At 63.5% G+C, this 22068-nt stretch carries 25 protein-coding genes and 1 tRNA gene; 19 read left to right on the forward strand and 7 right to left on the reverse strand.

Going from position 1 to position 22068, the window contains the following annotated elements; genetic code table 11:
• The first annotated feature begins 10 nt into the window (after positions 1 to 10).
• Together C484_RS04470 and C484_RS04475 are read left to right on the forward strand one after the other, a co-directional pair.
• Positions 11 to 589 carry an SCP2 sterol-binding domain-containing protein gene (locus C484_RS04470; RefSeq protein ID WP_006824760.1) on the forward strand — a complete coding sequence of 193 codons (579 nt, stop codon included), beginning with the start codon at positions 11 to 13 and terminating at the stop codon, positions 587 to 589.
• Positions 590 to 1795: an acyl-CoA dehydrogenase family protein gene (locus tag C484_RS04475; protein WP_006824761.1), complete on the forward strand. Its 1206-nt coding sequence runs from the start codon at positions 590 to 592 to the stop codon at positions 1793 to 1795.
• Between the two features lie 21 nt (positions 1796 to 1816).
• On the opposite strand, the gene C484_RS04480 is transcribed toward C484_RS04475, so the two are convergent.
• Complete coding sequence (locus C484_RS04480; RefSeq protein ID WP_006666080.1) at positions 1817 to 2074, reverse strand: PRC-barrel domain-containing protein; 258 nt, start codon at positions 2072 to 2074, stop codon at positions 1817 to 1819.
• Positions 2075 to 2308: 234 nt separating this feature from the next.
• Here C484_RS04480 and C484_RS04485 point away from each other — a divergent pair, with 234 nt between their 5' ends.
• Positions 2309 to 2968 carry a hypothetical protein gene (locus tag C484_RS04485; protein ID WP_006824762.1) on the forward strand — a complete coding sequence of 220 codons (660 nt, stop codon included), beginning with the start codon at positions 2309 to 2311 and terminating at the stop codon, positions 2966 to 2968.
• 22 nt (positions 2969 to 2990) lie between these two features.
• Here the strand turns inward: C484_RS04485 and C484_RS04490 are convergent, their stop codons facing one another.
• Complete coding sequence (locus C484_RS04490; protein ID WP_049915021.1) at positions 2991 to 3719, reverse strand: SCP2 sterol-binding domain-containing protein; 729 nt, start codon at positions 3717 to 3719, stop codon at positions 2991 to 2993.
• A 268-nt stretch (positions 3720 to 3987) separates the two neighbouring features.
• Between C484_RS04490 and C484_RS04495 the strand changes: the two genes are divergently transcribed.
• The 10 genes from C484_RS04495 (at position 3988) to C484_RS04540 (ending at position 13409) form a co-directional block, all read left to right on the forward strand.
• Positions 3988 to 4692, forward strand: a complete 705-nt coding sequence (locus C484_RS04495; RefSeq protein ID WP_006824764.1) for a hypothetical protein — start codon at positions 3988 to 3990, stop codon at positions 4690 to 4692.
• A 196-nt stretch (positions 4693 to 4888) separates the two neighbouring features.
• The gene (locus C484_RS04500) at positions 4889 to 5947 is read left to right on the forward strand and encodes a ribonucleotide-diphosphate reductase subunit beta (RefSeq protein ID WP_006824765.1); all 1059 of its coding nucleotides are present in this window, start codon (positions 4889 to 4891) and stop codon (positions 5945 to 5947) included.
• Between the two features lies 1 nt (position 5948).
• Positions 5949 to 6299 carry a hypothetical protein gene (locus C484_RS04505; protein ID WP_006824766.1) on the forward strand — a complete coding sequence of 117 codons (351 nt, stop codon included), beginning with the start codon at positions 5949 to 5951 and terminating at the stop codon, positions 6297 to 6299.
• Between the two features lie 6 nt (positions 6300 to 6305).
• Positions 6306 to 6611, forward strand: a complete 306-nt coding sequence (locus tag C484_RS04510; RefSeq protein WP_006824767.1) for a 2Fe-2S iron-sulfur cluster-binding protein — start codon at positions 6306 to 6308, stop codon at positions 6609 to 6611.
• A gap of 235 nt (positions 6612 to 6846) precedes the next feature.
• Positions 6847 to 8400, forward strand: coding sequence for an aldehyde dehydrogenase family protein (locus tag C484_RS04515; RefSeq protein ID WP_006824768.1), 1554 nt, complete (start codon positions 6847 to 6849; stop codon positions 8398 to 8400).
• 119 nt (positions 8401 to 8519) lie between these two features.
• Entirely contained in the window at positions 8520 to 9587 is a 1068-nt protein-coding gene (locus tag C484_RS04520) for a zinc-dependent alcohol dehydrogenase family protein (protein WP_006824769.1), read from the forward strand.
• A 338-nt stretch (positions 9588 to 9925) separates the two neighbouring features.
• Positions 9926 to 10858 carry a substrate-binding domain-containing protein gene (locus C484_RS04525; protein ID WP_006824770.1) on the forward strand — a complete coding sequence of 311 codons (933 nt, stop codon included), beginning with the start codon at positions 9926 to 9928 and terminating at the stop codon, positions 10856 to 10858.
• Positions 10859 to 10955: 97 nt separating this feature from the next.
• The gene (locus C484_RS04530; protein WP_006824771.1) at positions 10956 to 11699 is read left to right on the forward strand and encodes an ABC transporter permease; all 744 of its coding nucleotides are present in this window, start codon (positions 10956 to 10958) and stop codon (positions 11697 to 11699) included.
• Complete coding sequence (locus tag C484_RS04535) at positions 11696 to 12541, forward strand: amino acid ABC transporter ATP-binding protein (RefSeq protein ID WP_394295300.1); 846 nt, start codon at positions 11696 to 11698, stop codon at positions 12539 to 12541. Before C484_RS04530 ends, C484_RS04535 begins: the two co-directional genes overlap by 4 nt.
• 52 nt (positions 12542 to 12593) lie before the next feature.
• A complete protein-coding gene (locus C484_RS04540; RefSeq protein WP_006824773.1) occupies positions 12594 to 13409 on the forward strand; it encodes a molybdenum-dependent transcriptional regulator in 816 nt (271 codons plus the stop codon).
• Positions 13410 to 13429: 20 nt separating this feature from the next.
• Here C484_RS04540 and C484_RS04545 read toward each other — a convergent pair whose 3' ends face one another.
• Entirely contained in the window at positions 13430 to 14110 is a 681-nt protein-coding gene (locus tag C484_RS04545) for a DUF7095 family protein (RefSeq protein ID WP_006824774.1), read from the reverse strand.
• 107 nt (positions 14111 to 14217) lie between these two features.
• Positions 14218 to 14691, reverse strand: a complete 474-nt coding sequence (locus tag C484_RS04550) for a DUF4442 domain-containing protein (RefSeq protein WP_006824775.1) — start codon at positions 14689 to 14691, stop codon at positions 14218 to 14220.
• Between the two features lie 153 nt (positions 14692 to 14844).
• On the opposite strand from C484_RS04550, the gene C484_RS04555 reads away from it, so the two are divergent.
• Entirely contained in the window at positions 14845 to 15564 is a 720-nt protein-coding gene (locus C484_RS04555; RefSeq protein WP_006824776.1) for an alpha/beta fold hydrolase, read from the forward strand.
• Between the two features lie 159 nt (positions 15565 to 15723).
• Complete coding sequence (gene ncsA, locus C484_RS04560; RefSeq protein ID WP_006824777.1) at positions 15724 to 16683, forward strand: tRNA 2-thiolation protein NcsA; 960 nt, start codon at positions 15724 to 15726, stop codon at positions 16681 to 16683.
• 238 nt (positions 16684 to 16921) lie between these two features.
• On the opposite strand, the gene ftsZ is transcribed toward ncsA, so the two are convergent.
• The 3 genes from ftsZ to C484_RS04575 all read right to left on the reverse strand — a co-directional run bounded on the left by ftsZ (position 16922) and on the right by C484_RS04575 (position 19266).
• Positions 16922 to 18112, reverse strand: a complete 1191-nt coding sequence (ftsZ, locus tag C484_RS04565; RefSeq protein WP_006824778.1) for a cell division protein FtsZ — start codon at positions 18110 to 18112, stop codon at positions 16922 to 16924.
• Between the two features lie 2 nt (positions 18113 to 18114).
• Positions 18115 to 18294 (reverse strand): ribbon-helix-helix domain-containing protein, encoded by a 180-nt coding sequence (locus C484_RS04570; RefSeq protein WP_006108317.1) that lies wholly within the window; start codon positions 18292 to 18294, stop codon positions 18115 to 18117.
• A gap of 216 nt (positions 18295 to 18510) precedes the next feature.
• Complete coding sequence (locus C484_RS04575) at positions 18511 to 19266, reverse strand: double zinc ribbon domain-containing protein (protein ID WP_006824779.1); 756 nt, start codon at positions 19264 to 19266, stop codon at positions 18511 to 18513.
• Between the two features lie 125 nt (positions 19267 to 19391).
• Between C484_RS04575 and C484_RS04580 the strand changes: the two genes are divergently transcribed.
• The 4 genes from C484_RS04580 (at position 19392) to C484_RS04595 (ending at position 22044) form a co-directional block, all read left to right on the forward strand.
• Positions 19392 to 19465: transfer RNA gene (locus tag C484_RS04580), tRNA-Tyr, on the forward strand.
• 696 nt (positions 19466 to 20161) lie between these two features.
• Entirely contained in the window at positions 20162 to 20554 is a 393-nt protein-coding gene (locus C484_RS04585) for a DUF5789 family protein (protein ID WP_006824780.1), read from the forward strand.
• 75 nt (positions 20555 to 20629) lie between these two features.
• A complete protein-coding gene (locus tag C484_RS04590) occupies positions 20630 to 21241 on the forward strand; it encodes a translation initiation factor IF-2 subunit beta (protein WP_006824781.1) in 612 nt (203 codons plus the stop codon).
• Between the two features lie 128 nt (positions 21242 to 21369).
• Positions 21370 to 22044 carry an HAD family hydrolase gene (locus C484_RS04595; RefSeq protein ID WP_006824782.1) on the forward strand — a complete coding sequence of 225 codons (675 nt, stop codon included), beginning with the start codon at positions 21370 to 21372 and terminating at the stop codon, positions 22042 to 22044.
• Positions 22045 to 22068: the final 24 nt, after the last annotated feature.

Genomic DNA, 22068 nt, shown 5'->3' on the forward strand with positions numbered 1-22068 from the left:
ATCGATACCCATGACCGACACCGACCTGATTCAGGACATCGACGCATCGCTCGAGCAATCCGACGACGAACTCGAAGACGACCTCCCGGAACTGCTCGGACGAATGGAGGGCCAGACCGAGGATCTCGTCCGCGAGTACCCAGAAACGTTCGGCCGCGTGGTAGCGCGGATGGAGACGATGGACATCGCGTCGTTCGTCTCCGAGAACCCCGAGACTGCGGATCAGTTCCAGGAACTACTCTGGGCCGGCATGAACGTCCTCGTCGAGAGTTCACCCGAGGTGAAAGAGAGCATCGACGACGACATCACCGTCACCTTCGAGGCCGATGACTGCCCGATGGCTGGCCACCTCGAGGTCGACGGAACCGAGCAGACGATGACCGGCGGGGCAGGCACGCTCGACGACCCGATGCTCGAGATCACCGGCCCGGCGGACACGCTCGTCGGGCTTATCGTCGGCCGCGTTGATCCGATTCAGGGGTTCATGCAACAGCAGTACCAGATGGACGGCCCGGTCCACAAGGGCACCCGCCTCGCACCGATCATGAACTCGCTGTCCGACCAGGTTCCCGCATCCGCGGAGTCATAAATGCGCCTGACCGACGACCAGACGGCGTTTCGCGACGAGCTCCGTACGTACCTCGAGACCGAAATCGAGCCGATCGTCGACGAGGCGGATCGCAACGGGCCGATGACCCGAGACGAACTCGTGGGCTACCTCGAGGATCTGCAAGAACTCGGGATCGGCTTTACACCGGATACAGTTCACCGATACTTCGGGGACGTCTGGCGGTTCGTCATCGCCTCGGAGGAGATCAGCCGCGTCTGGCCGAGCCTGAACGTCGCCCTGCAGATGTCGTTTCCGGCTCTGTTCGTCCGGTTTGCGGCCGACGAGACGCGCCAGGCGATGCTCCCGAAACTCGAAGCGAACCGGTGTATCGGCTGCCTCGCGGTGACCGAACCCGAAGGCGGGAGCGACACGGCCCACCCGAACACCGTCGCGCGCAAGGACGGCGAGGAGTTCGTGCTGAACGGCGAGAAAGTCTGGGTCGGGAACGCCCAGATCGCCGACGTCGCGCTTGTTATCGCCCGCGACGCCTCCGAGGACGCCCAGGACATGTTCCTGGTCGATCGGGCAAACGCCGACTTCGAGACCGAGGAGATGAACAAACTGGGCTGGAAGGGCGTCCCGAACGGCCGCATGGTCTTCGACAACGTTCGCGTTCCGGTCGAAAACCGCTTTTCGACGATCTTCGGCGACGCCATCGCCGACGGCCACGACATCTCCGAAATCGTTCCGTTCCCGGAGAGCGTCAGTCAACTCTTCTTCGAGCACAAGCCGTTGAACGTGATGTTCTCGTTCATGCGGACGGGGATGGCGTTCATGGCCGTCGGGATCATGCAGGCCGCGTTCGACGACGCGCTCGCCTACGCCCAGGATCGGGAGACGTTCGGCGACCCGATCGCGCAGCACCAGTTGGTGCAGGAGAAACTCTACGACGTTCGGGCGGCGATCGAAGCGTCGAGGGGTCTCTCGCGGCGCGCCGCCGAAGCCCTCGTCGAGGGCGACTCCGACGCTCGACTGCTCTCGTCGCTCGCAAAGGGCTACGCCTGCGAGCAGTCGATCGAAGCGACGAGCGACGCGCTCCAGGTTCTCGGTGCCGCGGGGCTCGATCTCGAGAACCGGATGGAACGGTACTACCGCGACGCCCGGGTAATGACGATCCCGGACGGAACGACCGAGATTCAGAAGCTCATCGTCGGCAAGGAACTGACCGGAATGAGCGCGTACTGATCGGCCGGCGGTCCCGCGAGTTCACCGCCCGCGGTCGTCGTCGGGGCGGACGACGATTTGGTCGCTCACTCGCTTGATCCGGCTGACGGGGATTCGCAGCCGGTCGTCGTCGGTGCGGGGCGTGATCGACGAGGGGGAGTGGTCGCCAGGATCGACGACGAGATCGCGGAGCGCGCCGGACTTGGGTTCGATCGTAATGGTGTGGAGCGTGCCGAACGCGGTACCGTCGGTTCCGACGATGGTCTTTCCGCCGAGGTCCTGTGCGAATAGTTCGTCCATACCTTCTCGGGCCCACATCCCGATAGTAAACGATTGCGGTCGTCGGACGACACTCGTGACGACTCGGATGGTCGGGGACGTCCGGCGAGCTATTGAACCAGTGCGGGCGTCCCGGTGTGAGAACCGCCGATCGGCGCTTTTTGGGCCGATCCGGAATCGGACTGCACCGTATAAACGACCCCGGATACGCGGAACAATACTGAGGCGCGGTACCGTCGAACATGATAGCAGGGTATGGCAGATGGAGACACCAGTGCCGGTCACGACGCCGGATCGAGTTCTAACGCCGATACGACCGCCCCGGCCGCCTCGACCACCGACACCGATGCGCCGCCGTATCGCATCGTCCTGAACTCGATCGACGAGTGGCTCGCATCCCTTGAGTTCAGCGTGCGGGAGATCGAGGCCGCCGTTGCGGGTGGTCTCGCGGGCGGGTTTCAGGCAGCGCTGGTGCTCCAGCTGTACGATACTGACGCGATCAGACGGATCGGCGGAGGTTTCGGCTCGCCGACGTTAGACGGCGGCTGGCTCGCGATGTTCGCGCTGGGCGTGCTGTTCGCGCTCCCGTTTAGCTTGGTCGTCTCGCGGTCGATCGATTCGTTCATCGGGACAGTGATGGCGCTCTCGAGCCGCAACGAGTCCCTCCGTCGGCTCCTCACGCCGCTTCTCAAGCGGTCCGCACTCGCGACGACCACGTTCGCGCTCGGGAACGGATACGGGATCGTCGTGGGTGCGGTCAGTTCCCTGTTCCTCGTCCCGGGCTGGCTCCCGGTCGTGATGGGCGTCTCGACGCCGTTTTCGAACGCCACGGTCGCCAGTGTCGTCGTCGTCCTCGCGTGGGCGATTTACGGGGGGACGCTCGGGCTGGTGTACGGGCTGATTCTCGAGTCCTGAACGCACGAGGCGCGTCTCCGGCTCAGAAGATGAATCGCGTGTCGACGTCGGCGGCAATCTCCGCGAGATCGACCGCCGCGTCGGAGTACTGCAGGATCTTCTGCATGTCGCCGTCGATCTCGAACTCGCCGGACATCAGCATGTTGATGACGTCGCCCTCGCCGCGGACGAGGTCGGTCCAGGTGTCGTAGTCGCCGATGAGCCGAAAGCCGTGCTCTCGGTCGTCGAGGTCAAGCATCGTATCCACCGATTCGCACTCGCCGTCGTAGAGTTCGAGATACGCGTAGATCGTGCCGTCGTCGGCCACGTTCTCCTCGAGTTGGGTTATCAGTTCGTCGAGGATGGCCGGCAGTTCCGTCCGGAGCGCCGGCCAGGTACGATCGGGAAGCGCCGCCATCGTCGTCCCTCGAACCTCGGCGGTAACGCGCTCCTCGAGCGACCCGTTGCGGGATTCGATACGCTCGCGATCAGCTGCCGGCGCTTTCTCGAGAATCGCTTCCAGTCGGTCGGCGGAGAGCGCGGAGAGGTCGTCCTCGACCGCCTCGACGAGTTCGGATGGGAGGTCAGCGACCGTCGTGGAGTCGAGCGGAACGGCCTCGATCTGGAAGACGAACGAGCCGTCGAAGTCGACGCCCCAGCCGGCCGAGTGGTCGGCGTAGGCATCGTTTTCGTCGATCGCTGTTCGGTACTGCTCGAGCCACGGCTCCGTCGGAAAGTACTGTTCGATCGGTCGGCGTTGTTGCGTGCTCATCTGGGTTTCCGGGCCACGGTGGACCCGATCTAGAACGGTGCTCATTGTGAACGCTTGTTGTGATTTCTCCGGGTATGCGAGGGGGTTTATCACGGACGGTGCCCGTAGACTTCGTTTGCGCCGCCTGCCAGTCCGTACACTCCGTTCGCTGCTCCTATCAATTCGTACCTCATTTCGTTACTCTCGTCAGTCGTGCCCGGGAGACCGATATATACGCCCTCGGATTCGCGGACGAACGCTGAAGCGATCGACTGCAGTGCGTACACGCATGGCTGACTGGTTTCCGTCCGAAGAATGGCTCGAGAGCTACCGCAGGAACCTCGCCGAAGACGACGCGTACGCGGCGGCGAGCGAGGGCTGGGGCGTCGAGTTCGACGGCGACTTTTGCTTCGTCCTGACGCACCTTCCCCTCGAAGAGACGACGCTCGGCGACCTTCCCGACGCGTTGACAGCCGAGCTATTCGACCGGATCGACGCGCTCTCTGCCGACGAGTTCGATCAGTTACGGGAGACGGCGACGCCGGCCTTCGACGAGCGATTCGCCGCCGCCGACGGCGACGACGAACAAGCGCGATTCCGACGGGCACTCTCGACCGTCGCGCTCGCCGACGTGCCGACCGTCGTCTGGCCGGCGCTCGAGACGCATATCCGGGGCGATCTCGAGTCACTGCTCGCACAACTGGAGGAGTACGTCGTCGACGGATCGACGGTGTACGCCCATCTCGCGCTCGAAGACGGCGACTGCGAGCGAGCGGAACTCGTCGCCGACCCGTCGGCCCGGGACCCGGGGTTCGAACTCGAAGCGCCCTACGAGACCTGGACCGAACTCGTCGCGGGTGCCGACGTGATCGAGTCGGTGATGTCGAACGAGATGGAACTCGACGGGGACGTAACGCGAGTGCTTCACTACGGGGATGCGGCGGCGGCAATGGGTGATGTCGCCGGCGAGACCGACGCGCAGTACCTGTTCTGAACGGCTCTAAGCGGCGGACCGCGGTGGATCACGTCGTCGTGTGTCCCGCCCGTGCTCTTCGCTCGCATAGCCCTCACCGCACGAGTGACAGCCCTCGCCCAGTCGAGCGAGGCGAAGGAGAGACGCGAGCGGGAGGACTTCAACTCCCGCGTATTCGAGCGGGTACGCTCATTGACAACTGCGGCGAAGCGTTCCTGTGCCACAAGCTACCACACAATCAGGATTTCAGGCCGAACGGATCGATACCTCGAGTAAGTGGTACGACCTCTTTCAGAAAGGGGTCGAACTCGGGACGTGGAACGTCGAAAAGCTGTTCGACGAGGTCGGTTTCGAGAAGGATCGCGAAATCTGGGCGTCGCTCGAGCCTGGCGAGCGAAAGCAGATTCGATACCTGCTGTCGGGATTCCTCGACGGCGAGTTCGCCGTCGGCGAAGACGCGAGTCACCACCTCCAGCGCATCGCGGGCGCGCCGTGTTTCGACGACAACGAGGAGATGGAGATGTACATGACGATGTTCACCCTGACCGAGCACAAGCACACGCAGTTCCTCGACGTGTACATGCACGAGGTGATGGGCGAGCAGGACGTGTTCGCCGACCTCAACCCGAAGCGCGGCGGCGCTCGGATTCCGATCGTCCAAGCGACCGGCCTCGGCGAAATCTTCGATCGGCAGGGCCAACTCACGGCCAGGGCCGCCCACTCGAGGGATCCGGTGGACATCGCGAAGGCGCTGACGGTCTACCACATGATCGTCGAGGGACTGCTCGCTCGCGGCGGCTTCTACTCGATCAACAAACTCTCCCAGAACGCACCGCTGCCGCTTTTGAATCATGGGTTCAAGTTCATCAGCACCGACGAGGGCCGACACATGACCCACGGCGTCGAAGCGCTCTCCGAACTGATCGCGAAGGAACGCGCCGGAGAACCCGAGTTCCAGGGAGTCAGCCAGGCGATCGTCGACGTGCTGTACGAGAACGTCCCGGCGGTCGCGGACTTCGGCTACATGTTCACGGACGCCGTCGACGATCCCCTCGAGATCAACTTTAACGACCTCCTGTTGCGGGTCGGCCACCTCATCGACGGCCAGTTCAACGAAGCGCTCGACCTCGACATGGACCACCGGACCGTCGTCGGCCGCGTCGCCGACCGCCACCAGGAGTGTCTCGAGAAAGACATCGACGATGCGGTTCGGACGTATCGCGACCTGTACCAGCGAAAGCGCGGCGTCGAAGCCGCGGCCGACGGAGGGCGATAACATGACGGACGACACGAACTCGACGAACGCGACTGACGCATCAGCCGACGCCGCCACTACGACCGACGCCGATCCGACCGAACTCACCGAACTCGCGCGCGGAGCCGAGTTCACCGCCGCAGAGGAGGAGGTGGCCAAGGCGATCGAGGACGCCGCCGCCGAACTCGGCCAGAGCGCCGACGAGGTCCGCGAGAACGTCGCCTACATCATGGATTCGACGTTCGAGGACGAGGGCGTCAGCACCTCGTTCAACGAGAGTATCAGCGGCACCAGTCTCGAGCACGACGAAGTGGGGACCGGCGATCCGCGCCTGGAGGCGCTGGAACTGTACAAGCTCCGCCAGCGGATCTAAACGGAGATGTACGAGATCACGTTTCACTTCGAGGACGGGACGGAAACGATCGAGGTCGCCCCCGACGAGCTCGTCCTCAACGCGGCCGAGCGCGCCGGCCTCGAGCTGCCCCACTCCTGTCGGAACGGCATGTGTACCTCGTGTGCCGGCGAACTGCTCGCGGGGGACCTTGACGGCGACGGGACGGCGCTCACACCGGACCAGGAGGCCGACGGCTACGTGCTGCTGTGTTGTTCGTCCCCGCGAGCGGATTGCGAGATTCGGGTGGGCGAGCGCGTCCAGAACGAGTTGCTCGGCCTCGACGCGCTGTGAGCCGTCTGTCGCCGACCGCTGTCGCATTGAGCATGCGATCCGGTGAGGCGGTCGATTCCCGTTTAAAGAGTCCCGCGTTTCCGAGGGATCACGCTGACGAGCAGGAGCGACGATGACTTGTCTATAGATGCATGTGATTCCCACACAGCCACCACGAACCGAACGCTGGGCAATCACCGCGCTCGAACCGGCACCGATCCGCGACCGCCGCGTGCCGGAGGGCTGGTGATCGTCGATGCAGGAGCAGTTTTACGACCGGACGCGCTACGAGGTGAGCGACGCCGTCCGCGAGCGCCACCAGGCCGCGGCCGAGACGGTCGTCTCGCGCGAGCGGTACGGGCACCTGATCGACGGCGAGTGGATCGACGCCGCGGCGGGCGAGGACGGCGTCGCCATCGACGCGACGACGGGCGCTGAACTCGCGACCGTACAGAGCGGCACCCCCGAAGACGTAGACCGGGCCGTCGAGGCCGCACGGGCCACCGTCGAGGGGAGCTGGGGACAGCTCACGCCCGGACAACGGGCCGACCGCCTCGGGGAGATCGCAGACCGGCTTGCAGACCGGACGACGGAAATCGCGAAACTCGACAGCCTCGAGACCGGGAAGCCGAACCTCCACGCGCTGTTCGTCGACTGCGAGGTGCTGGTCGAGCAGTTCCGCCACTTCGCGGCGCTCGCGCGCTCGACCGACGACGGGCGCGTCGTGCCGACCGGCGACGAAAAACGCGTCTTCACGCACCGGGAGCCATACGGCGTCGTCGGCGCGATCTCCGCGTGGAACTTCCCCGCGATGTTCGTCGCGTGGAAGCTCGGCCCGGCGCTTGCGGCCGGCAACGCGGTGGTCTTCAAGCCCTCCGAGCGAGCCACGCTTTCCTCGCTCGCGGTCGCGCGAATCTGCGACCGAGTGCTGCCGCCGGGGACCGTCAACGTCGTCACCGGCACCGGCGACGCGGTCGGGGAAGCGATGACCTCCCATGAGGACATCGACAAACTGAGTCTGACCGGCTCGCGCGCGGCGGGCGTCGCAACCCTCGAGAACGCCGCACAGACGATCACGCCGACCTCGCTCGAACTCGGCGGCAAGAGTCCGAACATCGTCTTCCCCGACGCCGACCTCGAGCAGGCGATCGAGGGAACGCTCGTAAGTATCTTCTTTAACTCCGGCCAGCAGTGTACCGCCGGCTCGCGGCTGTACCTCCACGAAGACATCGCCGCCGAGTTCATCGAACGCCTTCGCGATGCCATCGACAGCCTCACCGTCGGCGATCCGCTCGCCCCCACAACGGACATCGGACCAATGATCGACCACGCTCACCGGGAGCGCGTTCGCGAGTACGTCGAGACGGCCGTCGCCGAGGGCGCAACGGTAGCCGCCGGTAGAACCGACATGGTCAAAGGTGAACTCGAGGGAGCGCCCTTCGTCCGGCCGACGGTGCTGACCGACGTCGGCGACGACGACCGCATCGGCTGCGAGGAGGTGTTCGGCCCCGTACTCTCCGTTTTCGAGTGGCGCGACCGCGAGGACGTCCTTCGCCGGGCGAACGACACGTCCTACGGCCTCGCCGCGGGCGTCTGGACCGAAGACCTCCGAACCGCCCACGAGTTCGCCGCCGAACTCGAGGCGGGGACGGTCTGGATCAACACCTACAACGACCTCTTCGATCCGGCACCCCACGGCGGCTACAAAGAAAGCGGGACGGGACGTGAACTCGCCGAAGAGGCGCTCGCGGAGTACTCGCAGGTGAAGACGGTGAAGGTGAATCTGGGCGGCGTTCCGAAGATGGGCTGACCGAACGCTAGCGGTCGGCGACTCGCCTGGGGTGATGCGGTTACGATGCGTCGATAGCTTCGGCCATTACATAATAATAAATAATTAATTTTATGGGTACGGGCCTCGTGTGACCGGCTATGAAAGCAGTCGTGTTCCAGGGCGTGGATGAACCGCTCGCGGTTGAGAACGTAGATCGGCCGGAGTGCGAGGCGGACGGCGTCGTCGTCGAGACCGAGGCCTGCGGCATCTGTCGCAGCGACTGGCACGCCTGGCAGGGCGACTGGGACTGGATCGGACTGGTTCCGTCGCCGGGATTGATATTCGGCCACGAACCCGTCGGTCGCGTCGTCGAGGTCGGCGAGAACGTCGACCGCGTCAGCGAGGGCGACCGCGTGACGAATCCGTTCAACCTGAGCGGCGGGACGTGTCCGCACTGCCGAGCGGGACGGGCGAACATCTGCGAGCGGTCCGTGCCGATGGGCTTCGTCCCGTTCCAGCAGGGTGCCTTCGCTGAGGAGTACCCGGTTCGAAACGCCGACCAGAACCTCGTTCAGGTTCCCGACTCGGTCGACCCCGCGGAAGTCGCGGGACTCGGCTGCCGGTTCGCCACCGCCTTCCACGGCGTCGTTCACCGCGTGGACATCACTGCCGGCGACTGGGTTGCGGTCCACGGCTGCGGTGGCGTCGGACTCTCCGCGATCCACGTCGCGAGCGCGCTCGGAGCGAACGTAATCGCCGTCGACATCGCCGCCGACAAACTCGCCATGGCCGAGGAAGTCGGTGCCGTCGAGACCGTCGACGCGACGGCCGTCGACGACGTTCCGCAGGCAGTAAAGGCCTACACCGAGCGAAGTCGCGGCGTCGCCGTCTCGATCGACGCACTCGGCGTCGCGGAGACGGTTCAAAACTCGGTGAACTCGCTCGGGAAGGGCGGCCAACACCTCCAGATAGGGATGACGACGTCTGACGAGGCCGGCGAAATCGCCATTCCGATCGATACGATGGTCACCGACGAACGCGAGTTCTACGGCTCGTACGGTATGCCGCCGAACGAGTATGACGAAATCTTCCGGATGATGACGGCCGGGACGATCGATCCGGGAACGATCGTCACGGAAACCTGTTCGCTCGAGGACGTGCCCGACGTGATGGACCGCCTCGGCGAGTACGATACCCTCGGCATCCCGGTCTGTACCGAGTTCTAGATCGCGGATCGCCGGCGTACCGACGGACGAACGGCCGTCGAAGCGAGGCGATGGTTGCGACCGAACCGCGAACCAACGCTGGACCAGACGGCGCGATATCTCCTACCGCTGTCCGTGTGTGGCGATTCGAGTCGGGAATGCAATCACAGCCACAGTTACAGTCACGAACCCCTCCCGCGTTCACGCTGCAGTGAAACGGCCGGCGGTTACTGTCGGCAGACGGCCGGTTTCAGAACGTCATACAGAGAGACGTTCGACCGCCGGTCCGGAGAATTGTAACCGTTTCCGGTTACGATCTCCCCATAGCTATTTGCATACCGGATGATAACGATATATCGATGTCGATACAACGCCGAGCGTTCATCGCGACAGTCGGGGGTGGCCTCGCCGTCGGCAGTGCGGGCTGTCTCGGGAACGGTGGATCGGACGAAGGCGACGGTATGCCGGACGTGAGCGGCACGTCGCTCACACTTACCACGACGACCAGCACCGACGATTCGGAGCTTCTAACCGAACTCAACCCGCCGTTCGAGGAGCACTACGGGGTTACGGTTGAGGCGGTCCCTCAGGGAACCGGAAACGCCATCAAAACGGCACGCCGCGGCGATTCCGACGTGGTGATGGTCCACGCCCGGTCGCTCGAGGATGAGTTCATGCAGGACGGTTACGGCGTGAACCGGCGCGATCTGATGTTCAACGATTTCGTCGTCGTCGGGCCGCCCGACGATCCGGCCGGAATCAACGGCAACGAGTCGGTTGTCGAGGCGTTCGAAGCGATCGCCGACACCGGTTCGACGTTCGTCTCCCGCGGCGATAATTCGGGGACGTACACGAAAGAACAGGAACTCTGGGGCGAAACGTCGCTCGGCGAGCCGTCGGGCGAGTGGTACCGCAGTATCGGGTCCGGCATGGGTGATGCGTTGAACCAGGCGAACCTGGATGGGACCTATACGCTGTCGGACAGAGGGACCTTCCTCTCGATGCGCAGTGATCTCGATCTCGAGATTCACGTGCAGGGGCCGATCGAGGGCGGGTCGGAACTGCTCTCGAACCCGTACGGGATCGTCGCGGTCAACCCCGAGATTCACGACAACGTCGAGTACACGCTGGCGATGGCATACATCGGCTACGTGACGAGCCCCGAGGCGCAATCGATCATCGAGGAGTATACGGTAAACGGCGAGCAGTTGTTCTACCCCGATGCGTTAAGCGAGGACCCGAACTTCCAGCAGTACGTCCCCGAAGGGTGGCAAAGCGACGGCGAGACGTAATCGACGTGGTGACAACGCGTGACCGAGCAACGAGACGATACCCAAGGATGAATCCGGTGAACCGATCGTGAGTGGCATCCGAACGAGCGCCGCGCCGATGGCCGGCTGTAGCGACTGCCTCAGTCAGACGCCGAACCTGGCGGCGATCGCCCCGCTCCAGTCCGAGTTCCCCTTCGAGTGGATCTACATCAGGAGCATCATCGAGGTCTCGCTCTACGTCAGTCTCGTCGCCGTCGCCCTGAGTACCCTCCTGAGCATCCCCGTCGCGCTCGTGCTCGGATTTACCGAATTCCGCGGCAAGGGCTTTCTGCGGTCAGTCATCACGACCGGAATGGGCTTTCCGAGCGTCGTCGTGGGGCTTTCCGTCCTGTTTCTCGTCTCCAATCAGGGGCCGCTCGGCCCGCTCGATCTGATCTTTACGACCGAGGCGATGATCCTGTCCCAGTTGGTCCTCGCGACGCCGGTCATCATGGGCGTGAGCCTCGCCGCCGTCTCGAGCGTCGACCAGCAGGTCCGTGATGCGGCCTTCGCGATGGGCGGGACGCGCCTCGATGTCGCACTCGTCACGATCAAAGAGGCCCGGTACGGTCTCGTCACCGCCGTCCTCGCCGGGTTCGGCCGGGCGATCAGCGAGATCGGCAGCGTCCTCATCGTGGGTGGCAACATCGTCGGATCGGACGGCGAGTCCTACACGCGGACGCTCACGACGGCGATCCGCGTCGAGGCCCGGAACGGCCAGTTCGATACGGCGTTTCTCCTCGGCGCGATTCTCGTCGTCCTCGTCTTGCTCGTCAACGCGCTCGTGATCCGCCTCGGGGGCACCAACGGAGGGTACCGATGACGATGGACGACCCCGCAACGGCCGCAAAAGACGCGAGTTCAACTCGGCCGACGGATGCGCCACCGTCCACAACGCCGACGCTCCGGGCCGTCGACATCCGGCACGGCTACGGCTCCGAAACCGTCCTCGAGAGCGTCTCGCTGTCGATCGACGCCGGCGAGGTCGTCGCGATCATCGGCCCGTCCGGCGTCGGCAAGACGACGCTCCTGCGTCTCCTTGCGCTGTTCGAGCAGCCCCGTGACGGGGCACTGGAGTACGACGGAACCGACGTCTGGGAGATCACGACCCAACAGCGCCTCGCCTTCCGCCGGCGGATCGGCATGGTGTTCCAAGACGCCAGCCTCTTCGACGCGAGCGTGCGCCGTAACGCCGAGTACGGCCTGCACGTTCGCCAATCCTGGATCGACCGCCTTCGCCGCGAGGTCGCCGACCTCGTCGGGCTGCGCGACGGAACAAGTGAGGCGATCGAGGCGCTCGACGTAGTCGGGCTCGCGGACGAACTCGACCGGCACGCGAGTTCGCTCTCGGGTGGAGAGGCCCAGCGCGTCGCGTTTGCACGGGCGCTGGCGTTCGATCCCGACGTACTCTTGCTCGACGAACCCACGTCGGATCTCGACCCGCGGAATACGTCGGTCATCGAGGATGCGGTCCGCGAGGCGAGCGAGCGCGGGATCGGCGTGGCGATCGCGACGCACGACATGAACCAGGCCCGGCGCGTCGCCGACCGGGTTGCGGTGTTGCTCGGCGACGGGATCATCGAGGTCGGCGAGACGAAGACGATGTTCGAAGACCCGGAGGACCCGCGGACGCGAAAGTTCATCGACGGGGAGTTGATTTACTAATGGCGCTGTATTGTCTTCGTATGCCACCAACTCCCGTGCGACGGAGGTCACCGTGACCGTCGAAAAGCGGTACCGAACCGAACTCGCCATCGACGGCGTGACGATCGACCGCCGGGACGTCGAGATGCTCGAAGCCATCGACCGCCACGGCTCGATGCACGCCGCCGCCGACGCGCTCGGGCGCTCGTACGCCCGTCTCCAGCGTCGCGTCGTCGAACTCGAGGACGCGGTCGGCGCGGTCACAGAGCGCCGTCGCGGCGGTGCGGACGGCGGCGGAACCGAACTCACGCCCGCGGCGGTCGACCTCCTCCAACAGTTCGAACGCCACCAGACCGAACTCAACGGCGTCGCCCGCGTCACCGAATCCGTGTTTCCGGGGACCGTGGTCGATCGAACCGGTGAACTCGGGACGGTCGAGACGCCGATCGGTCGGATCGTCGCCCTCGTTCCCGACGACGCGACGACGGTCGAGGTCGGCGTCCGCTCGGATGCGGTCGTGCTGTCCGATCCGTCGACAGTCGACGCGACAGCGACCGACGATCCGTCGGCGTCCGACGTATCGACAGCCGGGAGCGATGCCACAGACGGCAGCAACCCGCGGCGGACGAGCCTTCGAAACCAGTTTACGGGAACCGTCACGGCGATCGACGCCGCCGACGCCATCGCCAGAGTCACGCTCGACCTCGGCGACGAGGGCGACGAGGGCGACGGCAGCAGTGATGGCGACAGCGGTGACGAGTTCACCCTCCAGACGGTCATCACGCGGACGAGCCTGCAGCGACTCGAACTCGAACCCGGCGTGGCGGTGCGTGCGTCGTTCAAGGCGACGGCGGCGCGGGCGATTCCGGCGGCACAGAACCGGGAGTAACAGAACGCAGTTGCCCGTTCTCAGACGACATCGCCGCGAACCGTTACGCCGTCCTGTTGCTCGCGCCAGGCGTGGAGGTCATGGGCGGCCTCGGTCGCCTCCTCGTCGTCCAGTCCGAGCATCCCCAGGGCCGCCGAAAGCGTCGGCAGCGCGAGTTCGCTCTCGCGGAGTTTCCGGAAGGCCTCGTCGCTTTTCGTGCCCTCGGCCCAGAGGCAGACGCCGCGGGGGTCGAGCAGTTGCGTGTAGTCGCCACGGCGTTTCGCACCGCGGAGACGCTGGGTGACGTTGTCCTCGAAGGAGGCGTTGCAGACTTCGAGGTGGATCGGTTCGTCCTCGTCGCCGAGCAAGTGGGCGGCGAGACACTGTTCGGGAGCGGCGTGACCGTTCGCGTTCGCTCGCAGGAGGTCGGGATGGTCGTCGGCCCAGTCGGCGCGGACGGATTTGCCGACGCCGGCAATGCCGTGGGAGTCGCGAAATCGGGCGTCCGGGTCGTCTCCAGTGTCGCTGACGGATGCGCTGCCGTCGCGCAACAGGATGTCCTTCGTCAGGTAGACATCGAGGCGCTCGACCGGGTCGAGACCGAGCGCGACATCGCCGAAGGCCCAGACTTCTCGGACGGGCACCGGCAACTGTTCGCGTTCGACGGTGTCGACGAGTTCTTCGAGCCGGGCGACCGCGTCGGCGCGGTCAAATCCACTCATTGTGGGTGAGTGGGGTCTCGAGTCGCAAAACGGTTTCTCGTTTTCAGTGTCGGTTTCAGTTTCGATGTCGCTCCCATTCCCGTTCCCGCTCTTACCCCAACGGCGCTTCAAACCCGCTTCGACCGATCGGTCGTCACGTACACCGTCTTCCGAACCGTCGCGTGCACCGTCCCGTCCGCGTCGACGAGGTCGACGGTGTAGTGGCGATCGATCGAGTCTGTCTCCGAATCCGCGAGTTCGGCACGGACCGCGGCCAGTTCCTCGTCGCTGATCGTAAACCGCGCGTACAGCGTCTCTTGCCCCGGCTTCTTAAATCGAATATCGGCCTCTTTGTCCCAGACAGTGAACTCGTCGCCGAGATTCTTGAGGAGCATCATCATGTAAAACGGGTCGGTCGCGGCGTACATGCTGCCGCCGAAGGTCGTCCCGACGTAGTTTCGCGTCCGCCAGGTGTGCGGAAGCTTGATCCGAACCTCCTGCCAGTCGGGTGCAATGTACGTGACGCGGCCGCCGGTGCGGCGATAGGCCGGAAAGAGGTTGAACCCAATCCGATAGAGTCGTGCGCGAAGCGAGTCGAACATACGACCTCTCGGTCGAGTACGCTCAAAGCCGTTGGTAAACCCCGTGTTCGTGTCCGCGCGTTGTCGATGCCGCCGCCCACCGACACCGTCGGACGCCGGCGCGAATCGTGTCAAGAGAGCAGGTTTTTATCCGATCATATCGAATGCCAAGATATGCGACACCGCGTCTTCAACGACGACGGCGACACTGAACTCGTGTTCGTCATGGGCTGGGGCAACCGCTGGACCCACGAGAACGTCAGTTGGCTCATCGGGAAGCTGACCGACGCCGGCTATCGAGTTCACGCGTTCGAACTCCCGACGAACATCGAGGACTTCAAAGCGGACTGGCTCGAGCCGATCGCGGAGTACGTCCTCGAGTTTGAGGAGTACCAGCTGTTGGCCCACAGTTCGGGTGCGCTCGTCGCCCAGGCGTTAGATGGCGCGGACGACCACGTTTACCTGAGTCCGTGGTGGGGCTACGGCGCGGACTATCCCGACGCCCTTCTCGATCTGGTCTCGAAAGTCCCGACGACGCTCCCCTGTCTGCCCGTCGGCGACATGGACCGTGATGCCCTCGGCGAGCGGGCAACCGACCACCAGCTCGCGACGACCCCGCGGTGGGTATCGCCCGCGTTCGTCCGCGAGACGCGCCACGCCCAGCAGGACCTGCTCACGATCGACCACGACGCGGTCGTCTTCTGCTCGCTTCGAGACCCGGTTATCAGCCTCCGCCCGATCGGCGAACGCGTCCCCGCGGAACACGTCGTCCTCTACGACGGCGGTCACGAACTCTTTTCTTCCGCAACTCGGGAGCGCTACATCGACCTCCTGCTCGACGCCCTCGAAGACGGGGCCGCAGCTATCGAAGCGCGGTCGATCGTGCCGGCCTAAGGCGCGATTTTCGCACTGCTCGAACGCGAGTCTCCTGACAGGTTCTCCTGATGGGTGCGACCGAGACGACGAAAGACCGGCCGCAACCATGGAGACAAAAGACCGGCCACAACCACGGAGACGAAACCGACATACGCGTTCGACCGCAACCTCTCCGCGATGGACTGTAATCGGTGTGACCAGGAGGCGGTCATGCACGCCGCCTACTCCGGATCTCACCTCTGTGCCGATCACTTCCGCGAATCCGTCGCCAAACGAGTTCGCCGTCGCATCCGACGCGACGATCTCGTCCCCCAGGACGCAACCCCCGAAAACCCCCAAACCTGGGTCATCGGCCTCTCCGGCGGCAAAGACAGCGTCGTCCTCACACAGCTCCTCCACGACACGTTCGACGACGACCCGCGTATCGAACTCGTCGGCCTGACGATTCACGAGGGCATCGAGGGCTACCGCGACAAGAGCGTCGACGCCTGCGTCGAACTCACCGACGACCTCGACATTCGCCACGAACTCGTCTCCTACGCGGAGGAATTCGGCGTTCGGATGGACGATGTCGTCGAGGACGACCCCGAGAACATGGCCGCCTGCGCCTACTGTGGCGTCTTCCGCCGGGACCTCCTCTCGACGTACGCCGATGAACTCGAGGCCGACCTGCTGTTGACGGGGCACAACTTGGACGACGAGGCCCAGACGGCGTTAATGAACTTCCTCGAAGGCGACGTCGAACAGATCGCCAAACACTTCGATGCGAGTCTCGGCCCGCTCTCGAAACGCGAGGACCAGAGCGAGTTCGTGCCGCGCGCCAAACCGCTTCGTGACGTTCCCGAGAAGGAGGTCGCCCTCTACGCCCATCTCGAGGATCTGCCGGCACACATCACAGAGTGTCCGCACGCGAGCGAAGCCTACCGCGGCGAGATCCAGCAGTTGTTGTACGAGCTAGAGGAGAACCATCCCGGGACGCGACATTCGATCATCTCGGGCTACGAGGAGGTCGCGGAGATTGCGGCGGACGAGTTCAGCGGCGATGATGGTGCGGACCTTCAGGAGTGTGTCGAGTGTGGGTCGACGACGACGCGTGAGGTCTGTCGGAAGTGTTCGTTGCTCGAGGCGCTCGTCTGAAACGGTCTGCTGTACCGATTTCCCGGCCCAACCGCCGGATGGCGCGCGGGTGCGCCGGAACTGACTGACAGCAGTCCGTGAGAGTGCGAATCGGAGTTCCGGTGTCGTCGCTGCGTGTACCGTCACCCGCGTCGCTGTATGCAATGTGTACGACAGGTGCTGCCGTGTCATACATGGCCGACGCTCACAGATGTATTTGAAACCGAAACTGCACTCGGTCGCCTGAAAAGCGACGAGGTTACCGGATAACGTCGACGCCGTTCTGTTTCTCGAGTTCGCTTCGGCCGCCGTCACTCTGCGCGCCGAACCCCTGTTTGCGTCCGGATTCGACGTTGTTGCTCGCGTCGAAGTCGGCATCGTTGAGCCCTTCGATGCTGGCGCGGGACTTGTCGGCCTGCTTTTGCGTCGTTGGACCGAGGACCTGAGCGCTCTGAACGCCGGTCATGATCGCCATGACCCGGACCTTGCCCTTGTAGGACTCCTGGATGCGCGCGCCCCAGATGACGTTCGCCGAGGCCTCGAGGCGCTCCGTGATGTTGTCTGCGATCCCTTCTGCCTCTTTGAGTGTGAGGTCCGGACCACCTGTGATGTGGACGAGTCCACCGGATGCACCGCGGTAGTCGACGTCCAACAGCGGATGGTTCATCGCATCTTTGACGACCTCGTCGGTCTTGTTCTTGTCCTGGGTTTCGCCGACGAGCATGACGGCGACGCCGCCCTGGTTCATGATCGTGGACATGTCCGCGTAGTCCAGATTGATCAGGGACGGCTGCGTAATCGTCTCCGAGATGCCCTTGACGGTCTCGGCGATGATCTGGTCCATCACGGAGAACGCCTTGCCGATCGGCAGGTTCGGGACGTAATCGAGCAGCCGGTTGTTGTCCAGTACGATGATGGAGTCGGCCTGCTCGCGGAGTTTCTCGAGACCTTCCTCGGCTTTGACCGTGCGGGCGCGTTCGACGTTAAAGGGCGTCGAGACCATCCCGACGACGATCGCACCCTGTTCTTTGGCGATCTTCGAGACGACGGGGGCGGCACCCGTGCCGGTGCCACCGCCCATCCCCGCGGTCACGAAGACGAGGTCTGCGTCACCGAGGACTTCCTTGATCGTACTCTGGGCCATCTCCGTCGCCCGTTCGCCCATCGACGGATCGCCACCCGCACCGAGTCCGTTCGTGAGCGACTTGCCGACGAGGATCTTCGTGTCGGCCTCGATCATCTTCAGGTGCTGTTTGTCCGTATTGATCGCAACCGTGTCAGCACCGTCAACACCGATGTTATACAGCCGATTGATGGTGTTGTTCCCCGCACCACCGCAGCCGACGATGACGATCCGGGGCTCGCCGAACTCGTCTTCGTCCATCGATGCGTCCATCTCACGGGCTTCCTGTTCCGCGTTGTCGAGGGCGTCCTGAACAATATCCTGCATCGTTACACCTTGGCCCAGTTGTGTTTACCGGCCTGTTCGCCGTGGCCGTCGTACTGTTCGTTGATCATTTCCCGGACCGCCGACCGGATCGCCTCGCTCCGGTTTGGGAACTCGCCCGAGTCAACCAACTGTTCTACTTCGTCGATCTGCTGTTTCGGGATACGCAGTGTCACACGCTCCATGGTTATATTCCCCGTTGGGTAAGACGGTGGCGCGCCCCTGTCAGACACGACGTGTCTTACACCGGAGACGCCCGACATCGGGCGGTTTCCGCCGTTTTGTGTCCGGTGTAAGACGACCGTCTTACGCGAATAAACGGAATACTGTCTTGCATAATAAAACTACCGACGAGCCGGACGATCACTGTCTTACGACAGTCACTGATCTGGCGTCTACGGCTACCTCGACTCCAGTACGTCCGCTGCTGGCGTCCGGCGTCCACAGCCCGGACAGAACGACCAATCGGATCTGAACTCATCGCCGCACTCACAGAACAATCGACGTGAGGACTTCTCACCGCAGTTCGGGCAGTAAACGTGCTCGTCGTCAACGGGCTCGCCACACTGTCCACACGTCGTTTGCACCGATTCCGATTGAGTCTGTTCCTGGTCGACCTGTTGCGATGAGGGCTTCCCACCGCCGTTTCGACTCGAGTTCGCTCGCAAACGCTGTGGCGAATCAGACGGTTGATTATTTGGTCGTCTGACACGGTCTTCAGATGACGCCCGTTCGGACACGCGCGTCTCCGACTGCTCGTCAGCCGACTGGAACGCCTGCCCTGCAAGCGAGACGGTGACATTGATGTCCTGTGTCTCACGGTCGTGAGCGTGTCTATCGCTTCGTCTGTCGCCGGCGTATGACGGCTCCTGTGGACCTATCTGGCCGACAGAGTGCTGTCCGACAAGCGACGCAACCTGCTTGGCTACGAGTTCATCGACGCGTTCACGGACGAGTTCGTCGAGCGTCTGATCGAGTGCTGAACTCGCCGGTTCGGCATCAGTTGTCGCGTTCCGCTCCGCGCGGGTATCGGAGACCGGCCCCTCGTGACCGAGATATGAACGGAGTGCCTGGCGCATTGCCTCGCTCTTCGAAAGATCGAGGGCCTCGAGTTCGTCGACGAGGGCGTCATCGGCGCGAAACGTGATCTTACTCATAGCCCGATATACAGGACTATTGATGAGCCACCTATATCAATCATGCTGTTACGTGCTACCAAACTCACCCCAGCAGCTGAAATAATAACCCTTATGTTCCGTTCGGCGACTACGTTTGAGTGTACCCGCCCTTAGCTCAGACTGGTAGAGCAGTCGACTGTAGATCGACTTGCCCCCCGTTCAAATCGGGGAGGGCGGACTTTCTCTGAAAATCCGTGAGACACGATTTGAGCTTGTGAGCCGCAGGCCTGGAACGGCGCGAAGTGCCGCATGCCAGGAACGTCTCACTGTGTTCAAATCGGGGAGGGCGGACTCGGATTCTCACCGGAGTATAGTTGAACCGTATAGTGGCGTTTACGTCCTCCTGAGGACATCTACGTCCCGTTTCTAGTCGAGAAAACGATCAGTGAATTCGGAGTAGAGCTTGTTTCCAGTCGGGGACCTCCGTCTGTTGGCGAGTTTCGTAGTGGACATTCGGGGTGGGCTGTGTGACGATCGTCCAGCGGGCGTTAGACAACACACAGCGAACACCGCTTCAGAACTCGCATCAGAACGGGCTCTATCGCGTTTTCGGCACCAGTGAGATCACGCGTAGATGGAGAGGCGGAAGAAGCGGGAGAGATCGGCGTCCAGCCGATCCGGCTTGCGTTGGCCGAGCATATCAGAAAGGGGCCAGCAACCGACGAAGCCGTGCGGTAGTGGTAGGTGGTGTTGGTGGTGTTGGAGCTACCGCAGGCAGTTAGACAACACGCAGCGCAAGGATAAATGGCTGTGACGATGGCAACCTACGTCGATCGTCCTTCGAAATCGAAGGGGGGCCACGCCCACCGTCCAGTGATGGCAAGCACGCAAACGCCGGCCGTCGGCTTTTGCGTCGTGTGGTGATACCGCGCGTATGAGCGAGGATCGTTCAGAGCCGGATCGTGATCGCGCCCAGGATCGTGCCGAACAGCGAAAATCCCAGCGAGCGGACACCACCGAGTCGATTCTCGAAGATGTCAACCGCCATCTTGGCGAGATGGAGTACCCGATTACGGGTGAAGAAATCGCGTCGGAGTACGGCAGCGAACCGATCGATATGCCGAACGAGACGGAGTCGCTCGGGAGCGTCTTCGATCGGCTGGCCAACGAAGAGTTCGACAGCCAGGAGGAAGCGCGGGAGGCGATTTACGGAGAGATTACAGGCGAGGCGGGGAGCCCGAACGAAGCGAATCTGGAGCGCGATCTCTCGCGGCTAGACGAGGAAAAACAGGGGTCGCTTGGCGAAAGCGGGAGCGATTCGCTTTAAGGGCTGACCAGCCCGATTCGGGTCCCGGAGCGTGATAGCAGAACCGATTTACGTCAGCGTCGTCTGGTTTCGCGTATGGATTACGAGTCGAGTCTCGACCGAGCAATGGACGATGTTCCCGACATCGGGGGCGACGAGCAGCGGTTACAGATTCCGGATGCGGAAACGCAGAAAGACGGCGCGTTTACGCGGTTTACGAACCTGGGCGAGATCGCTGACGTGCTCTCGCGCGAGGATGAACATCTGCACCGATTTATCCAGCGCGAGATGGGGACAAGCGGCAAACTCGAGGACGGCCGTGGTCGGTACAACGGGACGTTCTCGGAGCAGGACTTTAACGCCGCCGTCGAGGCCTATGTCGACGAATACGTTCTCTGTTCGGAGTGTGGCCTGCCGGACACTCGTCTCGTGCGCGAGGACCGGACGCCGATGTTGCGCTGTGACGCCTGCGGTGCGTTCCGTCCCGTCACCAAGCGCTCGGCGAGCACCCAACAGCAACAACAGCAGGAGGCCGTCGAAGAGGGCAAGACCTACACCGTCGAGATCACTGGCACCGGGCGCAAAGGCGACGGCGTCGCAGAAAAGGGCGAGTACACGATTTTCGTCCCCGGCGCACAGGAAGGCGACGTGGTCGACATCTACATCAAGAACATTTCGGGTAACCTCGCGTTCGCTCGACTCGACTGACGCCCGTCCCTGCTTTCTTTCGATTACTGCCTCGTTCCGTTCAGTTCGTTTTCACCAGTGTTGACGACCACCTGGACGGCCTTGCCAAAACCGCGACCATAAAGTCAACTTGGGCTAGTCACACGAGCGTGGGAGTCTCGTTCGATCTCTTCGACACGCTCGTCACCGCTGACTATCCGACCGATCCAGCCGCCGCCATCGCAACCGAACTCGAGAGCCGCGACATCTCGGTTCCGGACGATTGGGCCGACGCCTATACCGAAGTGCACATCGATGCACCTGCGGGCGCAGAGATTCCCCTCCCAGCACACGTTTCTCGCGCGCTCGCGAGCCGCGGCGTCGAGTTCAGCGGCAACGTTCCCAGACGGGCCGTCGTTTCGGCGTTCGATCCCGCTGTCGAGACCAGACCGGGCGCGCGAGAGGCGATCGAGGCCGCTCGCTCCCGGAGCGGGGGCCAGGACCACGCCGTCGCCCTCTGTTCGAACTGTAGCGTCCCCGAACTCGTCGGGCGGACGCTCGTTCGATCGGAACTCACACGCGAGGACTTCGACGCGATCGTCACGAGCGTCGGCTGTGGCTGGCGCAAGCCGGCACCCGAAATATTCGAGGTGACAGCGGACGAACTCGGTATCGAGCCGTCCGAACTCGTCCACATCGGCGACGACCCGCGAACGGACGGCGGCGTCGAAGCCGTCGGCGGAACGGCGCTGCTTCTCGACGCCGATGTGGAACCGACCGCCCGAACGCGTCTCCCGAACCTCGGTGCGCTCGCGGATCGGCTCGACGCGCTGGAGGTGACCTGAACTCGTGAAACGGGTGCCGGCGTG

It is taken from the genome of Natrialba taiwanensis DSM 12281, assembly GCF_000337595.1.
Classification (GTDB): domain Archaea; phylum Halobacteriota; class Halobacteria; order Halobacteriales; family Natrialbaceae; genus Natrialba; species Natrialba taiwanensis.

Bases quoted from the DNA above. Each gene is read 5' to 3' on its own strand.
- C484_RS04535 (WP_394295300.1), top strand. From the start codon at position 11,696: ATGACGATGGACGACCCCGCAACGGCCGCAAAAGACGCGAGTTCAACT.
- C484_RS04550 (WP_006824775.1), bottom strand. From the start codon at position 14,691: ATGTTCGACTCGCTTCGCGCACGACTCTATCGGATTGGGTTCAACCTC.
- C484_RS04515 (WP_006824768.1), top strand. From the start codon at position 6,847: ATGCAGGAGCAGTTTTACGACCGGACGCGCTACGAGGTGAGCGACGCC.
- C484_RS04510 (WP_006824767.1), top strand. From the start codon at position 6,306: ATGTACGAGATCACGTTTCACTTCGAGGACGGGACGGAAACGATCGAG.
- C484_RS04520 (WP_006824769.1), top strand. From the start codon at position 8,520: ATGAAAGCAGTCGTGTTCCAGGGCGTGGATGAACCGCTCGCGGTTGAG.
- C484_RS04485 (WP_006824762.1), top strand. From the start codon at position 2,309: ATGGCAGATGGAGACACCAGTGCCGGTCACGACGCCGGATCGAGTTCT.
- C484_RS04495 (WP_006824764.1), top strand. From the start codon at position 3,988: ATGGCTGACTGGTTTCCGTCCGAAGAATGGCTCGAGAGCTACCGCAGG.
- C484_RS04470 (WP_006824760.1), top strand. From the start codon at position 11: ATGACCGACACCGACCTGATTCAGGACATCGACGCATCGCTCGAGCAA.
- C484_RS04575 (WP_006824779.1), bottom strand. From the start codon at position 19,266: ATGAGTAAGATCACGTTTCGCGCCGATGACGCCCTCGTCGACGAACTC.
- C484_RS04545 (WP_006824774.1), bottom strand. From the start codon at position 14,110: ATGAGTGGATTTGACCGCGCCGACGCGGTCGCCCGGCTCGAAGAACTC.
- ftsZ (WP_006824778.1), bottom strand. From the start codon at position 18,112: ATGCAGGATATTGTTCAGGACGCCCTCGACAACGCGGAACAGGAAGCC.
- ncsA (WP_006824777.1), top strand. From the start codon at position 15,724: ATGGACTGTAATCGGTGTGACCAGGAGGCGGTCATGCACGCCGCCTAC.
- C484_RS04555 (WP_006824776.1), top strand. From the start codon at position 14,845: ATGCGACACCGCGTCTTCAACGACGACGGCGACACTGAACTCGTGTTC.
- C484_RS04525 (WP_006824770.1), top strand. From the start codon at position 9,926: ATGTCGATACAACGCCGAGCGTTCATCGCGACAGTCGGGGGTGGCCTC.
- C484_RS04505 (WP_006824766.1), top strand. From the start codon at position 5,949: ATGACGGACGACACGAACTCGACGAACGCGACTGACGCATCAGCCGAC.
- C484_RS04475 (WP_006824761.1), top strand. From the start codon at position 590: ATGCGCCTGACCGACGACCAGACGGCGTTTCGCGACGAGCTCCGTACG.
- C484_RS04530 (WP_006824771.1), top strand. From the start codon at position 10,956: ATGGCCGGCTGTAGCGACTGCCTCAGTCAGACGCCGAACCTGGCGGCG.
- C484_RS04585 (WP_006824780.1), top strand. From the start codon at position 20,162: ATGAGCGAGGATCGTTCAGAGCCGGATCGTGATCGCGCCCAGGATCGT.
- C484_RS04490 (WP_049915021.1), bottom strand. From the start codon at position 3,719: ATGAGCACGCAACAACGCCGACCGATCGAACAGTACTTTCCGACGGAG.
- C484_RS04480 (WP_006666080.1), bottom strand. From the start codon at position 2,074: ATGGACGAACTATTCGCACAGGACCTCGGCGGAAAGACCATCGTCGGA.
- C484_RS04570 (WP_006108317.1), bottom strand. From the start codon at position 18,294: ATGGAGCGTGTGACACTGCGTATCCCGAAACAGCAGATCGACGAAGTA.
- C484_RS04590 (WP_006824781.1), top strand. From the start codon at position 20,630: ATGGATTACGAGTCGAGTCTCGACCGAGCAATGGACGATGTTCCCGAC.